Consider the following 17,454-nt stretch of genomic DNA (forward strand, 5'->3'; position numbering starts at 1 on the left):
TTGGTTCCGTTAGAAGTAGAAATTGAAAATGAGTTCAAGGGCATCGCCGCCCATTTCCTTTTTGACCGCAGGGGGCATCTCCGGGATGGGGGCGTTGCGGATCGAGTTCAGGGTGAAACCTTTCTGCACCTCGCCGGTCTGGTTGTCGCCGACAAACTGCACGCTTTTCACGCGGCCGTCGCTGGACACGAAGAAGCGGACGGTGAGGTAGCCGGGGGTGATGAAATCGCGGTGCCTCACGCAGTTTTTCTGCCACTCCTTTTCCACCGCCCTGCCAATGGCCGACTGGTAGCGGCCCATGGGGGAGTCTGACACATCGAGCGCGCTTTCGCCGTTGCGGGTCAGGTTGCCGCGGATGGCGGTCTTGCTCTGGTTCCCACGGAAGGCGGGATCGTCGATGGGTTTCGGCTTGGGCCTGGGCTTTTCCTTCGCCTCGGATTCGTCCAGCCCCCCTGCAGCGCCGTCGCGCACTTTCATTTCCTCGCGGGGCTTCACGTCCTCGCTTACCAGGCTTTCGGGAACCGGTGTTTCGATGGGGTTGGGGCCGTCCAGGAGTTTTTCCCGGATCGCGGTCTCGGACTTTTCCTCCTCGCCGGGGGTGGGGGACGTTTCGCCCTTGGGCGTTTCCGCAGGCGGCTGGGTGTCCGGACTCAATGGTGTGGGCGGGGCATCCGGTGGGGCGATGGGGCGGGCGGCGGTGTCGAGCCTGCCGTCCTGGTAGGTGCTTTGCGTGGTCTCGATCTCATCTTCCCTCGGCTCACGCCCGGCCTGGGACGGCATGTCGGGCGCGGTGGCATCCGGCGTGCGGTCGCTGGTGGCACGGGTGTTGCGCTCACCGATGTAGCGGCGGCTGGCTGGCGGCTCCGCGCTTTCCTGCTGCGGGGCGGTGCGGACAACTTCCGGCGCCGCTTCGACCGTTTCCTCCGGCGGCAGCTCCGGCACCGCCTCGCGCCTGATCATTTCGGGGAAAATGCTGATCGTCTGCTCCGGGGGCGGCGCGGCGGCAACCGTTTTCCTGCGCTCGATCTCGGCGCGGACCGCCTCGATGCTGATCCATGTGAGGAGCAGGCCGTTGAGCAGGACGGAGACGCAGAGAGCCACCGCCCAGAGGCGGGCTTCGTCCCCGTTCGGTCGTGCAAACGCGCTGGCCACGGGGAGATATTGCCCCAATTCGCCGTGGGCGCAATGTTTCGCTTGGCTCCCCTCACATGGGGAGCTTGCGCCCTGCGATCTGGGCCGCGAGCCAGGCTTCGTTTTCCCATGGCACGCGGTGCCCGGAGTCCGGGGCGATGGCGAGCTGGAAATTTCCCGAAAGCGCTGAGGCCTCTTCGGCGATGGCGCGGAATTTCACGTCGTTCTCCCCGGCGACCCATAGGGTGGGGGTCTTGATTGCCGGCAACCTGTCCCAGAGGGGCTGCTGGTTGCCCAACGACCAATCGACGAAGCTGCGGGCGATCTCGCGACGGCGCTGGATGAGCTTCGCGTCCTCGCGACTGTCCCTCATCGCTCCGCCGAGCATGGGCTGGGCATTCCATTCCCTGAGGAAATCCTGCCACGGAAGCGTCAGCGCCTGGGTGGCCCGGAGGGTGTCAGAGGAACGGCGGGCGACGGCCTCGGAGGGATCGCGCAGTCCGGGGTTTGCGGATATGATGACGGCCGCATCCCATGGGCCGCCCTCGATCAGTGCGTTTAGGGCGAGGCGGCCGCCCATCGAGTAGCCGATGAGGATGCGGTGAGCAGCCCTAGCGATTTCGCCATCCGCCTCGGCGTTCAGGCGCCTGCCGAATTCCGGCATCGGCACACTCTCGCACTCAAGGAAGCGCCAGAGATCGACGGCGCGGGTGGAAATGCCGGAGGCGGAGAGCGCCTTGGCCATGCCCCGCCAATCCGAGGCCGCGCCGACCGCTCCGTGAAGGCACCAACATTCCACGGGCGCAAGGCTTTCGTCCCTTGCCTTGGCCTTGGCATCAAGGCGTTCGTCGGCCTGTTTCGATGTCTGGATCACTTAGTAAGGGTTGGGATTGGCCGGTGCCCCGGCCTCGGTTTCAGGTGCATCGGGCTGTCCCTGGGCTTGCTTCGCTTTCTCGATGACCTCGGAAAATTTCCGTAAATCCTCCTCGGGCAGCAGCCCCCTGAGCTTGTCCGGATCGATGGCGGAAAAGTAAATCACCGCGGCCACCGAGGCCGTGGCGACCAGTATGACGAGCCAATAAAGGATGGCTAGAACCCAACCGAGCGGATCCATTTTTTTACCGATCGCGTATCCCGGAGGGCAGGCAAAAGTCCGGTAATAGACCCAGATGCCGAGAAACGGCACGAACAGGCCGAGGAACCACCAGCGTGTCATGCCGAGGTTCTGAAAGCGCTTCAGGGTCACAGAAATGGACAGGACAAACGGCACCAGGATCAGCCCCAATGGCAGCAAACCCATGATCTCCGCGGAAACCTTGCCCTCCAGCAAAGGCATTCCAAATCCGATGCCCAGCCCCCACAGCACAGGGAAGACATAGCAGAAAAAGAAAAACGCCCCCCGCCCGGCACCCGGCCTCTTGCCCATGGCCCTCTCCATGTCTTCGGGCGTGTCCCCCGAGACGTATCCGGTGAAATTCCCGGAAGACACCTTCGCTTCCTCGGCGGCCTTCGCGGCGTCGTTCTTCTCGAAAAGCCCATCCAACTCGCCTGCGGGGATCCAGTCCTCCATGCCGTTTTTCCAGACCATGTCGAGCCGGGGGTTCAGCTCGCCGCGCTCCACCTCGAACTTCAGGTCGTCGATCGATACAGGGCCGAACTGCCTGCCTTCATGGGTGACGAACCATTCCTTCGCCGCATCAGCATTATCCATGCGTGCGTCGTTAGCAAATGAGGCTTGTCATGTCAACCTGTGGCAAGCCCGGGGCGGCGCACCTGGATTCGCCCCAAGCCAAGGGTATGGATTGGCCGCATGTGTCCGGACAGGCAACCCAAGGGCTTTCGAATCATGCAGGAGGTGGAATGCACGGCAGAAAGGGATTTCAAAGAAAAGATATGCCCAAGCTGCTAGGCGGGCAAAAAATCAAAAAAAAGCTTGCCGAGCCCACTCCCGCTGGACGATAAATGGTCACCTCAAGGCGGGCATAGCTTAGTGGTAAAGCGCTATCCTTCCAAGTTAGACATGCGGGTTCGATTCCCGCTGCCCGCTCCATGACTCCCAGAAAACCAATCTAGAAACCGATCATACCATGAAAAAAATACTCTCATCCATTCTGATGGTGGCCGCTGTCGGCATGATTTCCGCACAAGCCCAGAACGATTGCACGGATTCAGTCCAGGCTGTGAAAGACGCCATTGCCGCGGACAAGGACAACGTTCTCAAAATCGTCGCTTCCGAAACCGAAGTGAATCCGGATTGCGCATGCGAAATCGTGAAACAGGCCATCGTATCATCGAAGGCATCGAAAATCACGGTTGGTGAGATCGTGAAATCCGCTGCCGGGGCAGCACCGGATCGCCTTGACCTGATCGTCCAGTGTGCGACCGCAGCCGCTCCCGATGCTTCCGCTAACATCCAGGCCGCAGCCGCCTCGGTTCGCGGCGGCCTCACAACCACAGGTTCCAATCCGCTTGACTTCCCGGGTGATGGCACTGAGCCGGTCGGCCCGCAGCCCGGCACGGATGGCGGCAACTCCATTCTTCGCCCAGGCCCGCAGCTGGACAATCCTCCGGCGATTGATGCCCCAGTGATCACCGAGCCAAGCCCTCCCACCACCACCACTTCCAACACCTGAAGCCACCATTCACCCTTCTGAACGTTCACCCACAGACACACTTATGAAATCAAAACTCATTATCAGCACCATCTCAGCCGCTGCGGCCGCCGCGGCAAGCGCAGGCGGTCTCTACATCCCCAACGATGCGGAAACCTCGGTTCCGATCGCATGGAGCGTTGGAGTTGACGCCATCTGGGACGACAACACCACCCCCGGCCTTGCTGGCTTCGATGGTGACGAATCCTTCTCCCTCAACCCATTCGTCGGCGTATCATTCGTCAGCGTGACTCCGCAGACAACCTTGGACGTCTATGCCAGGCTCGGTGTGATCTACTACATCGACGATGCTCCCGCAATGAACGATGACACCTTCGGCCAAGCTCGTGTCGGCGTGAACCTCACCCACCGTTTCAATGAGCGCCTGCGCTTCACCAGCCGCAATTTCCTGGCCTATGAGCTAGAGCCGGATCTCGCTCAGGGTTTCGCCTCCAACCGAGTGAACAGCGAGTATCTCTACTGGCAGACAGACAACTCCATCGGCTATCGCTGGACGGAACGTTTCGCAACATACACCGGTTTCCAACTCACAGGGCTGGAGTACGACAACATACCGGATGGTGATCGATTCACATGGACCGCTTACAACCAGTTCCGTTATCAGCTCAGCCCCCAATCGGTGCTCACGGCGTCCTATCGCTACTCTGAAACTGACGGAAGCGGGCGTGCATCCGACTCCACCAACCAATACCTGCTCATGGGTATCGAGCACCGCTTCAGCCCGAACACGATCCTGATCGCCAACGCCGGTGCCCAGCTTCGCGATGTAAGCGGCCCGGGCGGCAGCAACTCGACCAACCCTTACCTTGAGCTGGCTCTCCGCTCACAAGTGAACACCCAGTTCAGCATCAGGGGCTTTGTGCGCTATGGTGCTGAGGACTATGACACAGTGGTCGCACTCCCAGCCATCGTGGAATACGACGAAAGGCTCACCTTGCGTGTAGGTGTCTCGGGCGAATACCAGCTTTCCCCGTCACTCTCACTGTTCGGTGGAGTCGATCTGATCACCACCTCCTACGAAAGCGGCCGCCTCATTCCCGGACCTGGTGGAGCGCCTGATGCTGATGAGACGCTTGTGAATGCCTACATCGGGGCATCCCTCAAGTTTACGGAGTATCTCTACGGCACGCTTTCCTACAACTTCACCAACGCAGACAGCGATGTTGTCAATCGTAGCTACGACCGCAACCGCATCAGTCTCGGCCTTCGTGCGGAATTCTGATTCAGTTGCCCGGGTTGCTTTGGCTATCCCAGCCTTGCAACCACCACCAAAATCTAAGGCTCCCGCGATGTTCGGCATTGCGGGAGCTTTTTTCTACGAGTAACATTTCTCCTCAAATCCCATATCCCATAGTTATGAATCCTTCCCAGCAACAGAACGAGGCTTCGCTGCACGCAGTCGATTATTGGCAGGTCATCAAAAACCGCTACGGGGTCATCCTGCTCACCCTGCTCCTCGTTTTCATGACCGCATCCGTCATCACCTACGTGATGCCCAAGAAATACGAGAGCTACGCCACGATAGAGGTCAAGCCCCGTGAAAGGATGATCGACCCCCTCGGCGGTGCGCTCAGGACGAGCGGCCCCACCATGACCCCTCAGTTCTTCGGGACGGAATTCGAGAAGATCAAGAGCCGGAACGCGCTCACCAGGGTCATCGACAAGCTTGATCTGGTGAACAAATGGGGAATCGACCGCGAGACCGTGCTGCGCATCCTGAAGGGCATCGTCAACACCCAGAACATCCGGGGAACGGACCTCATTTCCATCACCGTGCGCCACACCAGCAAGGAGGATGCCAGGGATATCACCGCAGAGGTGGCAAGCGCCTACAGGGATTACCGGAACGAACTCGAGACGAAAACCGCAGACAAGGGCATCAACGAACTCAAGAAAGCGGTTCGTGAGCAGGAGGACAAGGTGGAGGAAAGGAGAAAGGTTCTCACAACCATCAGCCGCACAAAGAAAATCATCTACCGCGGCGATGCCTCCTTCGGCAACCAGGGAGGTTTGGACGAAGATATTGAGGCGAATTACGCAGCCCAAAGGTTCAATGAACTGGAGGGGGAGAAAATGCAGTTGGAAACGCAGATCCAGAGCCTTCTCAAGTATGACAGCGAACAACTCCTCGTTTACGCGGCGGGGCTTGATCTGCCTGACAACATCATTAAGACCCTCTATCCCCAGTATCTTGATCTCAAGCGGCAGATCGATGGGCTGAAGGCCAGCGGGCTCGGCGACCGCCACCCCACCATCATCTCGCAGAATCTCATCCTGGAACGGACGAAGGAAGACCTCAACGAAGGTGTGGTGAATCTGAGAACAAGGCTCCAGGGACAGCTTGAAATGTCCAAGGAGCGCCTTGAATCTGCAAAACTCAAGAAGCAGGAATCCAAAAGCGAGGCTCTTGAGCGCAACATCGACACCAATGACTATGTCGACGCAAAGCGTGACTACGAAAGCGACCTTGGCCTCCTTGAGCAGATGAAGCTCCAGCTCACGAACCAGGAAATCATCCAAGGTGCGCCGAGCGAAACGATCCTGATCCACGACGAACCGGTGATTTCGGATGCACCCGTCAGCCCCAACGTGACCCTCAACCTTGTCCTGGGTGCCGTCGTCGGGCTGGTGTTCGGCGTAGGCATCGCGTTCTTCCTTGAGTATCTCGACACCTCCGTGAAGAGCCTCGAGGATGTCGAAAGGTATCTGCAGGTTCCGGTTCTTGCCGTCATTCCCAAGGATGTCGGGGTTCTCCACAAGCAGAACGGCATGAGCCCGGATGCCGAGGCCTACCGAATCCTGCGCACCAACATCGAGTTCAACCGCAAGAATCCTGAGGACAATGCCATTACGGTGGTCTCCGGCGGTGCGGGAGAGGGTAAATCCACAACCTTGGTGAACCTGGCGTACATCTGCGCACAAGGCGGTTACACCACACTCATGATCGACGCGGACTTGCGCAGACCCCGCCTTCACACCTTCTTTGATATCAACAACTCCGTCGGCTTGACCAATTTCCTCACCACTGAGCTGATGCTCGAGGATGTGATCCTGCAGACACCGGTCGATAATCTCTACTTCATGCCTTCCGGCATCCTCCCTGCAGATGCCGCCGGCATCCTGAACTCCCGCCGCATGTCGGAACTCATCCAGGACGTGAAACAGCGTTTCGATCTCGTCCTCGTTGATAGCCCGCCAATCCTCGGCGTGAGCGATGCGTCGGTTCTCGCAAGCGAGGTGGATCTCACGATGATCGTTGTCCAGCACCGCAAACTGCCGCGCAACATGCTGCTCCGAGTCAAGCAGGCGGTCGAGAACGTGGGAGGCCACGTGATCGGCGTCGTCCTGAACAATGTTGATGTCCGCAGCGACAGCCAGTATCAGTATTACACCAGTTATTACACCTACTATGCCCCTGCCGAATCACAGATCGGGCCTGCCGTCGGGATCACAGCAGCGGCTGCCCAGCAGCAGGCGACCGCCAGTGATGCCGGATCGAAAGAAAGCGACTTGTATTGACCGAATTTCCGGATACCGTGACAGATGTCATCGATAGCTGCTGCTATCCCATCCATACCCCCATTGAAACCATGAAAACCATTTCATTAAGAAGCATTGTCACCTGCCTGTTCGGGTTCATCGCATTGGCTGCGCCGACCCTTGCGCAAATCGAGGCCGGCACATCCGTGCAGATTACCATCATGGGCGTCCCCGTCGAAGAGAAGGGTAAGATCGATGCAATGTATCCGGTTTCGGAATCTGGCACTGTGAACCTCCCCTTTATTGGCACCGTTCGTGCCGCAGGTATGCGCCCGGAGACGCTTGCCGCCAGCATACAGAGCGCCTACAAGTCGGCACAGATCTACAACAATCCGACAATCCAGGTGATTTCCACACGTGAAGGTGCGGGCGTCCAGGAGCAGATGGTGCACGTTGGCGGCCAGGTTCGCCGCACCGGACCGGTCAACTACCAGAAGAATCTGACGATTTACCAAGCCGTGCAGGCAGCCGGCGGTGCCACAGAGTTCGGTAGCCTGCGTCGCGTTAAGCTCTACCGCAACGGCAAGACCCAAACCTACGATCTCACCAACCCCCAGTTCATGCGGGTTCCGCTTGAGCCTGACGATACCCTTGAGGTGCCCCAGAAAGATTGGCTTGGGCGTTGATGCCGACCGGTCTAGCAACCATCGGCTCCCGTAGGCTTCATACCACTTTCCCATGATCCCAAGGGCTTTGCTGTCTGCAACTTTGCTTGTTGTGGCCGCAACCGTCTCTTTTGGGGACGCCATACCGGCGGACCTGCTCGGCGGATTGAGCTCCGAGGAGTTCCAGGTCCGGGAGAAGGCGCAGGAAGACCTCCTCGGCTGGGCCAGGGAAAAGCCTGATGTGAGGGCGGCATCCCTTGCCGATCTCCCGAAAAACGAGGATCCGGAGATCCGCAAGCGCTCCCATGAGATACTCAGGGCGCTAAGTGACGATGACTATATGACCGAAGGGCAAGGTTACCTCGGCATCATGATGGGCGAGGAAATACTCAACGGGGCAGCGGGTGAAAAGCCGGCCGCTGCCATCAGGATCAGCTACGTGATGAAAGAAAGTCCGGCCTCCGCAGCGGGCCTCAAGGTTGGCGATCTGATCCTGTCCTTGGATGGGAAATCATGGCCTGCCGAGGGGGCGCTGGATGCTTTCATGCAATCCGTTGCCGCCAAAAAACCTTTGGTGAATGTCGTTCTGAAAGTTAGGAGAGGTGCGGGTGAGCCTATCGAGATCACGGTGAAACTAGGGAAACGCCCGGTTCCCGATCTACGGGATGCCACTGGCGATCTCCAGTTGCTCGACAAGCGTGCCAGGGAAGAGCATTTCGGTGCCTGGCTGGAGCGGCTGCAGTAAACAAACGGTAAATCCGGCACCTATAGCCATATCTTCCGGATTTCCTCCGGTTCAAGAATTTCCCACTGTCCGGAAGCTAGGGAATTCGCCGAAAAATCTCCGATGGAAATCCGTATCAGCCGCAAAGTGGGGTGACCGGCGGCTGCGGTCATCCTCCTGACCTGCCGGTTTTTCCCTTCGCAGAGGGTGATGGACAACCATGTGTCCGGGATTTCGCGGCGAACCCTGACCGGTGGATCCCTGGGCGGGATATCCGGCTGCGGGACCAGCGCCTCTGCCCTGCATGGCAGGCAACGGTGCCCCTGTATGACGATGCCGCCCCCACGGAGCTTGTCGAGTGCGGCCTCGTCAGGAATTCCCTCGACCTGCGCATGGTATGTCCTTGGATGGGCGTTGGCAGGGTCTAACAGCCGCGAGTTCATGCCGGACTGGTCGGAAAGCAGGAGCAATCCCTCGGAGTCCATGTCGAGCCTTCCCAAGGGATAGACGCCGCCGGGGAACCCGAATTCGGCAAGTGTCTTTTGTCCCGGACGGTCTGGCGTGAATTGGCAGAGCACGCCGTAGGGCTTGTGGAATGCAATGACCACGTCGGGGATATTCCTTCAAGAAAAAGGCTCCGCCGCAACAACGGTGGAGCCTCTGGGAAAGGGCTTGGTGGTTCAGGCGAGTGCGAGAAGCTTCGCCTTGAGCTGTTCCTTGGTCACGCTGGCTCCCACGATCTGGTCTTTCACCTCACCGTTCTTGAAAAAGAGCAAGAGAGGGATGGATCTCACGTTGTATTTGACCGCCAGGTCACGTGCCTCATCGACGTTCACCTTGCCGATCTTGGCCTGTCCTTCGAGTTCCGCCGAGAGCTGGTCTAGCACCGGCCCTATCATCTTGCAGGGGCCGCACCATTCCGCCCAGAAGTCCACGAGGACGGGCTGGTCTGATTCGATGACTTCGGAATTGAAATTGGATTCTGTGAGGTTGGTTGCCATGCGTGCAATCTGGAACCCCTCCTGCAATACGTCAAGGCCGGTGAAAAAAAACCTCCGCCCATTCTCCTGAGTCAAGGAAAAGGGCGGAGGTGATGAAGGGGTGTCTGCGGTGATTTACTGAGGCGGAAGGTTCGCGCCGAGATAGGCGAGGTAAAGCACAGCTGCTCCGATGAGTGTGTTGATGATTCCTAGTATCATGGGTATCCGTGTTGTTGGGGTTGCCTATTCAAGGAGGAGGGACCAGTCGTCCTTGCGGTCGTTGTCCTCCGCACCGATCCAGATGCTTGAGATCTTGAGCTGGAGACTGAGCACGATGATCGCCGCGACGAGGCCTACCCCGGCAAGGATCTTTGAGAATGTGCCTGCACCGGTTTCATCCTCGGGCTCTTCCATGGTGGAGAGCGTGGGCTTCTGGGTGGCGGCGGCGGAGGTCGGGCTGAGGGGCTTTGTCGGAGGATTGAGCGCAACAGTGGCTTTTGGAAGGGCCACCGTGGGGGCGCCGGCTCCTGGGCCGCCTGGCAGCGGTGCGTTGGCGGTCTTGAGGGCGATGGTCGGGGCGCCTACGGGCGCGTTGGTTGTCGCCAGCTTGATCGTCGGGGCACCTGCGGTGGGTGGCGTTGCGGTGCGAAGAGGTATGGTCGGGGCGGGAACGGGTGCCTTGGGTGCCGTCGGTGCGCCGGATGGTGGCAGGGTGGCGGTCGGAGGTTTTGGAGCCGTCGGCGTGGGTGGCATCGGGGGCTTGATGGTCGGCGCAGGGCTTGTCGGAAGGGCGGCGGACGGGACAGCGGGCGGTGCATCTGCCGCCTTGAGGGTCACACGGACGGTTTCCTTTTTCAGCGGCACGCTGGAAGTCTGCTTGGAGGGGGTCTTGTTTTCGTTTTCGCTCATGCGCTTTGGTTTTATTGCTAGCTGGCAAAGTAAGGCGATTTCGCCACGGCCTGTCAAACACGCATCTCGGGATTCAGGCAAAAATCCGTTCGAACATCCAGAATATGCCTGCGAGCGCAACGAAAACCGATCCGCCTAGCTGGATTTGCCGAGTCCATTTCCGCAGCGGCCACAGGATCAGGAAGGCTACGGCAAGCACAGTTACCTGCGCGAGCTCCACCCCGACATTGAATCCGATCAGGGGGAGTGCGAGCTGGCTTCCGCCGAGGTTGCCTATCTTGTCCCGCAGCATGCTGGCAAAGCCCATGCCGTGCAGGAGACCGAACCCGAAGACCAGGAAAAGCCGGGAAACCTTCAATTCGCGGAGAATGAGGTTTTCGATGCCGATCCACGCGATGCTGGCTGCAATTAGGATTTCAACCACCCGCGAAGGGAGCGAGATGAACCCGAATATCGCCAGTGCCAGGGTTATCGAGTGCGCGAGGGTGAACAGGAGCGATTGCCCCATCAGCGGTTTCCAGCGGGGTGCCAGCAGAAACAGGCCCAGTATGAAAAGGAGGTGATCGAGTCCTTCCGGCACCCGGAAGCTTGAAATCGCGCCGAAAAAGTCGTGGGCGATGACGTGGCCAAAACCATTGTAGATCCAGTTTTCGGCCTGTTTGCCTCGGCTGGGCGTTGAGGAGGATTGCGCCCCCTCACCGGCCTCGACGGTCAGCAGGGTTTGCGACATGCCCGATGAAATGGGAAACAGTCCCTTGAGATCGCCCCCTTCCTCGATGATGACGATCAGCTCGGAGTTGAGGTCATCGTGCCAAGCTGCGCCGAACCGACCCGGGCCGGGAAGGGCTGGAGTGGTGATCTCCGCCCTCATCAGTGCCCAGCCACCCTCTTCGGGCGGCAGCTCCAGCGGATCCTTTTCGAAATCCGGGAAGCGGATCTCCCATGGGATTTCCCTTTCGTTGTAGCTGAGGGTTAGGAGCTTCCGCATCGTTGCCTCGGCCGTATCCGTGATCCGCTTGTGGGCGGCGGGCGGCGCGGCCATGACATCGGCCCGGAACATCGGCGGTGCCCCTTCCACACCGCGCGATTCAGGCATCATGTAGGCGATGTCGAGCAGCCCTTCGAGTTTCCATGTTCCATCCGTCCGGAGAAATTCGAGTTCCACGGTATCCACCTGGTGGGCGGATGCCGTGAACATGCCCGAAAGGGCGAGGGCTGCGCTGAGGAGGGTGCGGGCAATCATGGGCGGGCCGGTGCTGGCGTTTGAAAAAGGCGCTAGAGCGCGAATTCACCGTCATCATCCACGCCGTGCCAGCCCAGGCGGCCGAAGGCGCGGTAGATGGATTGGACGAACTCACCGTCCTCCTCACCCTCCGCGTGCTCGATGGTGGCCGAGGAGCTGAGCCCCCTGTTAGACTCGATGCTGATCACCGAGTTGTAGCCGTCGAGGTAGATCCAGTCGCCCCATGCCTTGGATTCGAGGCGGGGATCGAAGTGTTCTTTCCGCAGCGAATCGAGGACTTCGGTGAGTGTGCTGGGGGCGGATTTGTCGGAGAGTTGGAGAAGGGTTTCCATGCGAGGGGATAGGCTGCGGGAAGTCTAGCCCATGCGCTTGCCAGGGTCTAGGGGGAAGTGAAAACGCGCATCATGCAAGCGAAAGGTTGCGCCATTCGGACAGAGAGCCATGCTAGCCGCCGTATCGAACCTCACAAACCCTCCATGAAAATTTCCAGGCGATTTCTCATCAGGCTTTCCCCGCTCCTCTTCTGGCAGGGTTCCGCGGTGCGCATCCTCGCAGCCAGCGGCGAACCCCAATTGCCATTCGGCAAGGGCCACCCCGAGCTCGATTCCCTTGCGGCAGGGGAGTGGTGGAAGAAAAAGCCGCAGGGGAAAAACCCGCCTCCGCCGATGAAGGTGCCGCGCGATGAGGTGGTTGCCTTCGCGCTCTACACGGCGGATCGCGGAGCGCTGAAGATGACCGCCCAGCTCTATCCGCTCATGCCGGATGAGGCGCGGGAGGCGAGGCTGGAGTTCGAGCGGGATGGGAAATGGGTGGAGGCCGCAAGGGCGGAAGTGCTTTTCCCGGGATGGAGCGCACACTTCCGCATCGATGGATGGGATGACAGCAAGGACGTGAGATACCGCGTCCGCCACGGCCAGGAAGCGATGTTCGAGGGCACCGTCCGCAAAGACCCCAAGGACAAGGCGGAGATCGTCGTCGCCAACATGTCGTGCAACTCCAGCCGCACCACCGGCCTGCGCCCGGAAATCGTCGGGCACCTTCTTCATCACGATCCCGACCTGCTCTTCTTCGCCGGCGACCAGACCTACCGCCACACCGAGCACACGGCGGGCTGGATCGAGTTCGGCCTTCAGTTCCGCGATCTCATGCGCGACCGACCTACGATCTGCATCCCGGACGACCACGACGTCGGCCACCCGAACCTGTGGGGGGCCGGTGGCAAAAAATCCGAGCGTCCCGACGGTGCGGACGGCGGATATTTCTACCCGCCCGCATACGTGAACATGGTGCAGCGCCAGCAATCATGGAACCTCCCCGATGCCGTCGATCCGGCTCCCGTGGACCAGGGTATCGGCGTCTATTTCACGAGGCTCCGCGTAGGTGGGGTCGATTTCGCGATCCTTGAGGACAGGAAATTCAAATCCGCACCCATGGGCAACATCCCGAAGATGGGGCCGCGCCCGGACCACATCAACGATCCCTCTTACGATCCGAAATCCATCGATCTCCCCGGACTCCAGCTGCTCGGGGAGCGTCAGGAAAAATTCCTCCGCGAGTGGGGGCAGGACTGGGCGGGAGCTACGATGAAAGCAGTAATTTCACAGACCGCGTTCTGCGGCGCCGTTCACATGCACGGATCGAGGGGCGGCCGCCTGCTCGCCGATCTCGATTGCAACGGCTGGCCGCAGACCCCGCGCAAACGCGCGCTTGAGGAAATCCGCCGCTGCCGCGCCGTCCATCTCTGCGGCGACCAGCATCTCGCGGTGGTCGCGAAACACGGCATCGACAGTTTCGGCGACGGCCCCTACTCCTTCACCAGCCCCGCCCTTGTGAACACGATCTACGGCCGCTGGTGGCACCCGCTTGATGAGAAGGCCGGCCCGAATCCGATGGAGGGCAGCCCGCTGCCGTGGACCGGGGACTTCAGGGATGGCCTCGGTAACATGATCTCCATGATGGCCTATGCGAATCCGACCAAGGTTTCGGATGAGAAACAGCGTGCCGATGGATACGGCGTGGTGCGTTTCAACAAGCGGGCGGACACCGTCACCTTCGAGTGCTGGCCGCGTTTCTCCGATGCGAAGGCCGGCGCGGAAGGCCAGTTCCCCGGCTGGCCGGTCACCGTTTCCATGGAGAAAAACGACGGGCGCAAGGTCGCTGGCTACCTGCCGGAGCTCGTCTTCGAAGGTGCCGATGATCCCGTGGTGCAGGTCGTCTCCGACGAAAGCGGGGAGATCCTCTACACCGTCCGCGCGCGCGGGGGGCGCTTGCTCCCGCATGTTTTCGCAGCGGGGAGATACACGGTGAAAACCGGCCGCAACAAACCGGATGGCCAAACCCTCACGGGTATCCCATCCTCTCCGGACAAGCCTTCGGAAAAGAAACCCATAAAGATCCAATAGAATGAGAAACCAACCGATACTCACCGCACTCGTCGCCGCATTGTTCGCTGGAAGCGCGCTCGCCGCCCCCGGAAAACCCAATGTCATCGTCCTCTACGCGGACGATTGGCGCTTCGACACCCTCGGCTGTGCCGGTAACCCCGTCGTCAAGACCCCGAACCTCGATGCGCTCGCAGCCAAGGGCGTGCGTTTCACCCAGAACTGCGTCACCACCGCCATATGCGGGGTCAGCCGCGCCACCCTCTTCACCGGTCAGTGGATGTCGCGCCATGGCAACACCGCCTTCAATCCCTTCGAAACGCCGTGGAACGAAACCTACCCCGGCATCCTGCGCGACAACGGCTACTGGACCGGCCACGTCGGCAAGTGGCACAACGGCAAGTTCCCCGCGAAGAACTTCGACTTCGGCCGCTCTTACTCCGGCAGGCACTGGATGAAGCAGGAGGATGGCACCATGATCCACGTCACGCAGAAGAACGAGAACGACTCGCTCGAGTTCCTCCGCACCCGCCCCAAGGACAAGCCCTTCTGCCTCACCGTCGCCTTCTTCGCCACCCACGCCGAGGACTCCAACCCCAAGCAATTCCTCCCCCAGCCGCAGAGCATGTCGCTTTACAACGACATAGACATCCCCGTCCCACCCAACGCGACGCAGGATTCCTGGGAGCGCCTGCCCGATTTTTTCGACGAGAAAAACGAAGGCCGCAACCGCTGGCACTGGCGCTTCGACACCCCGGAGAAATACCAGGAGATGATGAAGAACTACTACCGCCTCGCTTCCGAGGTGGACGCCACCTGCGGGAAAATCATCGCCGAGCTCAAGAAGGAGGGCATCTATGACAACACCCTGGTGATTTTCACCACCGACAACGGCTACTACCACGCCGAGCACGGCCTCGCCGACAAATGGTATCCTCACCAGGAAAGCATCCGCGTGCCCCTCATCATCGACGATCCCCGCATGCCAGCCAATGCCCGCGGAACCGTGGACAACAATTTCACCCTCAGCGCCGATCTCGCACCCACCATCCTCGCCTTCGCGGGAATGGAGATCCCCAAGGGCATGCAGGGCCGCGACATCAGCGAGCTGTATGTCTCCGCGGTCGGCGCCGAGGGCTGGCGGGACGAGTTCTTCTATGAGCACGCCACGCTCAAGGACAAGACCTTCATCCCCGCCTCCGAGGCGCTTGTCAGGAAGGACTGGAAATACTTCTACTGGCCCGAGCACGGGGTTGAGCAGCTCTTCCACATCACGGAAGACCCCCGCGAAGAGAACGATCTTGCCAAGGATCCCGCCCAGAAAGATCGCCTTGCTGAAATGCGCAGCCGCTTCGCGGAGCTCAAGCAGGCGGCGAAATGAAGATGTCCGGTGCGGTCCTTCCCTGCTCCTGTCCGGCCTGGGGTCATCCTATCAGTCGGGCGGGGATGGGCCGGGTCTCGTGTTGCAGCATCCCCCAAACGATTGGGAGAATAACAGCGCGGGCGACCCCGGATGCTGCCCCCCCGTCCAAAGGCTTCGCGCAGGGGCCGCCCTTCTTGCGGGGCGGCCCCTGATCCGGCCCCAGTGCGGCTCCCCTTGCTCATTAAAGGCTTGTGCCCGGGTGGGTGGCAAACTAACTCAAGCCCATGGCTACCGAAACCACACTCATCCTCTTCAAGCCCGATGCCGTTGCGAAAAACCTCACCGGTGAGGTTCTCGCCCGTTTCCAGAAGGAGGGCTTCCTCGTGCGCGGCATCAAGATGATGTCCCTCAGCGACGAGATCCTCGCAGAGCACTACTCGCACATCGCCGACAAGCCGTTCTTCCCATCCGTCCGCAGCTTCATGCAGGCAACGCCCGTGATCGCCCTCGCCCTCGAAGGCGATGAGGTCATCACCCGCGTCCGCGACCTGCTCGGGCCGACCGATTCCATGGTCGCCGCCCCCGGCACGATCCGCGGCGATTTCGGCTTCAAGGACGCCGATGCGAAGATGCGCAACGTCTGCCACGCCTCCGACTCCCCGGAGGCCGCCGCCGCGGAGGTCAAGCGCTTCTTCAAGGACGGCGAGATCTTTTCCTACTGATAGGCAGCAACGGCCATACCCGGATGCTTGGGCTTTTCCCTTGTCCTGCACTCCCTGGAGGCGAAGCCCACCCGGCACGAGCTGCGCTTGGAGTTCCAGCGTCTCGGAGCGAAGGGCTGGTTGCCGATTGGGTTTGAATCTTGGGAAACATGCCGCACCTTCGCCGCATGTCAGATCATCCATCCACCCTTTCCCCCGAGGAATCCCTCTACGGCATTTGCCTCCTCGCCGCCTTTGCGGATCGCAGCGCCTCGGAGGCGGAGCGCCAGGAGCTCAAGCAGATCGGCGAGAGCATCCTGCCGCCGGAGATGCATCCCGCCGCCCTCTATCAGAAGGTGCTGCTGCGCAAGATCGATGCCACCTCGGCTGCGGCCGGTCTTGATTCCCAGGAATGGCGGCAGCTCGCCTACGAGATGGCCGTCTGCGTCTGTGAGGCGGACGGCCAGACCTGCCCCGAGGAAAAGGAGTTCCTCCGCCAGCTCGGAAAGGAACTCAAGCTGGATTCCGCCCGGACGGAAACCACCCTCATGGAAGCGGACGCCTTGGCCGCCGCGCCCATCGCCGCCATCGCAACGGAACAGCTGCCCGTCATCGCCCCACCCTTCCCATCCGGCCCGGCGCAGGCGGAGGTCGATTCGCTGGTGCTGCGTTTTTCCATTCTCAACGCCGCCCTCGAGCTGCTGCCCGAGACCCTTTCCACCATGGCCATCGTCCCGCTCCAGATGAAGCTCGTCCACTCGGTAGGGAAACTCCATGGGGTGGATCTCGACCGCAGGCACATCGGGGAATTCATCGCCGCCGCAGGGATCGGCGCGACCTCGCAGATCGTCGAGGGTTTCGCGCGGAAGCTGCTCGGCGGCCTTGCCGGCGGCCTCGGGAAGAAGATGCTTGGCAAGACCGCAGGCTCGCTTGGCAAGACCGCCGTGAACCAGATCACAAGCTCCGCATTCTCCTTCGGCAGCACCTATGCCATCGGGCACCTTGCACAACGCTATTACGGGAACGGCCGCTCCTGGGCCGGCCTGAACCCGAAGCAGGCCGCAGAAAGCCTGCGCAACGAGGCGCAGAACCTCCACACCCTACACCTCCCGCAGATCCGTGAGCAGGCGGCGAACCTCGATCTCGGAAAGGTCATGGCCATGGTGCGCGGACAGTGAAACGGCATCCAATCCGCCGTTGCCCGC

General features: G+C 60.5%; 17 protein-coding genes and 1 tRNA gene. 10 read left to right on the forward strand and 8 right to left on the reverse strand.

From position 1 onward, the window contains the following. Positions 1-9 precede the first annotated feature (9 nt). From HZ994_12670 to HZ994_12680, 3 genes are read right to left on the reverse strand one after another with little or no spacing between them, the layout of a single operon-like run. Positions 10-1,152 carry a hypothetical protein gene (locus HZ994_12670; protein QTN33129.1) on the reverse strand — a complete coding sequence of 381 codons (1,143 nt, stop codon included), beginning with the start codon at positions 1,150-1,152 and terminating at the stop codon, positions 10-12. A 52-nt stretch (positions 1,153-1,204) separates the two neighbouring features. Further along, positions 1,205-2,005 (reverse strand): alpha/beta fold hydrolase, encoded by an 801-nt coding sequence (locus tag HZ994_12675; GenBank protein ID QTN33130.1) that lies wholly within the window; start codon positions 2,003-2,005, stop codon positions 1,205-1,207. Next, the gene (locus HZ994_12680; GenBank protein QTN33131.1) at positions 2,006-2,842 is read right to left on the reverse strand and encodes a DUF4339 domain-containing protein; all 837 of its coding nucleotides are present in this window, start codon (positions 2,840-2,842) and stop codon (positions 2,006-2,008) included. It abuts the gene before it with no gap. 265 nt (positions 2,843-3,107) lie between these two features. Between HZ994_12680 and HZ994_12685 the strand changes: the two genes are divergently transcribed. From HZ994_12685 to HZ994_12710, 6 genes are all read left to right on the forward strand, one after another. After that, positions 3,108-3,181 (forward strand) — tRNA-Gly (locus HZ994_12685). A gap of 37 nt (positions 3,182-3,218) precedes the next feature. Then, the gene (locus HZ994_12690) at positions 3,219-3,764 is read left to right on the forward strand and encodes a hypothetical protein (GenBank protein ID QTN33132.1); all 546 of its coding nucleotides are present in this window, start codon (positions 3,219-3,221) and stop codon (positions 3,762-3,764) included. Between the two features lie 43 nt (positions 3,765-3,807). Continuing rightward, a complete protein-coding gene (locus HZ994_12695) occupies positions 3,808-5,025 on the forward strand; it encodes a hypothetical protein (protein ID QTN33133.1) in 1,218 nt (405 codons plus the stop codon). A gap of 134 nt (positions 5,026-5,159) precedes the next feature. Next, positions 5,160-7,322, forward strand: a complete 2,163-nt coding sequence (locus HZ994_12700; protein QTN33134.1) for a polysaccharide biosynthesis tyrosine autokinase — start codon at positions 5,160-5,162, stop codon at positions 7,320-7,322. A gap of 71 nt (positions 7,323-7,393) precedes the next feature. After that, positions 7,394-7,969, forward strand: coding sequence for a polysaccharide biosynthesis/export family protein (locus HZ994_12705; protein QTN33135.1), 576 nt, complete (start codon positions 7,394-7,396; stop codon positions 7,967-7,969). A gap of 52 nt (positions 7,970-8,021) precedes the next feature. After that, positions 8,022-8,693, forward strand: coding sequence for a serine protease (locus HZ994_12710; protein ID QTN33136.1), 672 nt, complete (start codon positions 8,022-8,024; stop codon positions 8,691-8,693). 20 nt (positions 8,694-8,713) lie between these two features. On the opposite strand, the gene HZ994_12715 is transcribed toward HZ994_12710, so the two are convergent. From HZ994_12715 to HZ994_12735, 5 genes are all read right to left on the reverse strand, one after another. Then, positions 8,714-9,280: a pseudouridine synthase gene (locus HZ994_12715; GenBank protein ID QTN33137.1), complete on the reverse strand. Its 567-nt coding sequence runs from the start codon at positions 9,278-9,280 to the stop codon at positions 8,714-8,716. Between the two features lie 72 nt (positions 9,281-9,352). After that, on the reverse strand, positions 9,353-9,673 hold the full coding sequence (gene trxA, locus HZ994_12720; protein ID QTN33138.1) for a thioredoxin: 321 nt from the start codon (positions 9,671-9,673) through the stop codon (positions 9,353-9,355). Between the two features lie 222 nt (positions 9,674-9,895). Then, complete coding sequence (locus tag HZ994_12725) at positions 9,896-10,561, reverse strand: hypothetical protein (GenBank protein QTN33139.1); 666 nt, start codon at positions 10,559-10,561, stop codon at positions 9,896-9,898. A gap of 73 nt (positions 10,562-10,634) precedes the next feature. Then, a complete protein-coding gene (locus tag HZ994_12730) occupies positions 10,635-11,804 on the reverse strand; it encodes a HupE/UreJ family protein (GenBank protein QTN33140.1) in 1,170 nt (389 codons plus the stop codon). Positions 11,805-11,836: 32 nt separating this feature from the next. After that, positions 11,837-12,136: a hypothetical protein gene (locus tag HZ994_12735; GenBank protein QTN33141.1), complete on the reverse strand. Its 300-nt coding sequence runs from the start codon at positions 12,134-12,136 to the stop codon at positions 11,837-11,839. Between the two features lie 144 nt (positions 12,137-12,280). On the opposite strand from HZ994_12735, the gene HZ994_12740 reads away from it, so the two are divergent. The 4 genes from HZ994_12740 to HZ994_12755 all read left to right on the forward strand — a co-directional run bounded on the left by HZ994_12740 (position 12,281) and on the right by HZ994_12755 (position 17,427). After that, positions 12,281-14,206 carry a metallophosphoesterase gene (locus tag HZ994_12740; GenBank protein ID QTN33142.1) on the forward strand — a complete coding sequence of 642 codons (1,926 nt, stop codon included), beginning with the start codon at positions 12,281-12,283 and terminating at the stop codon, positions 14,204-14,206. Between the two features lies 1 nt (position 14,207). After that, on the forward strand, positions 14,208-15,566 hold the full coding sequence (locus tag HZ994_12745) for a sulfatase (GenBank protein QTN33143.1): 1,359 nt from the start codon (positions 14,208-14,210) through the stop codon (positions 15,564-15,566). Positions 15,567-15,832: 266 nt separating this feature from the next. Next, positions 15,833-16,270 carry a nucleoside-diphosphate kinase gene (gene ndk / locus HZ994_12750; protein ID QTN33144.1) on the forward strand — a complete coding sequence of 146 codons (438 nt, stop codon included), beginning with the start codon at positions 15,833-15,835 and terminating at the stop codon, positions 16,268-16,270. Positions 16,271-16,437: 167 nt separating this feature from the next. Beyond that, positions 16,438-17,427 carry a TerB family tellurite resistance protein gene (locus HZ994_12755; protein ID QTN33145.1) on the forward strand — a complete coding sequence of 330 codons (990 nt, stop codon included), beginning with the start codon at positions 16,438-16,440 and terminating at the stop codon, positions 17,425-17,427. Positions 17,428-17,454: the final 27 nt, after the last annotated feature.

It is taken from the genome of Akkermansiaceae bacterium, assembly GCA_017798145.1.
Taxonomy (GTDB): Bacteria; Verrucomicrobiota; Verrucomicrobiia; order Verrucomicrobiales; family Akkermansiaceae; genus Luteolibacter.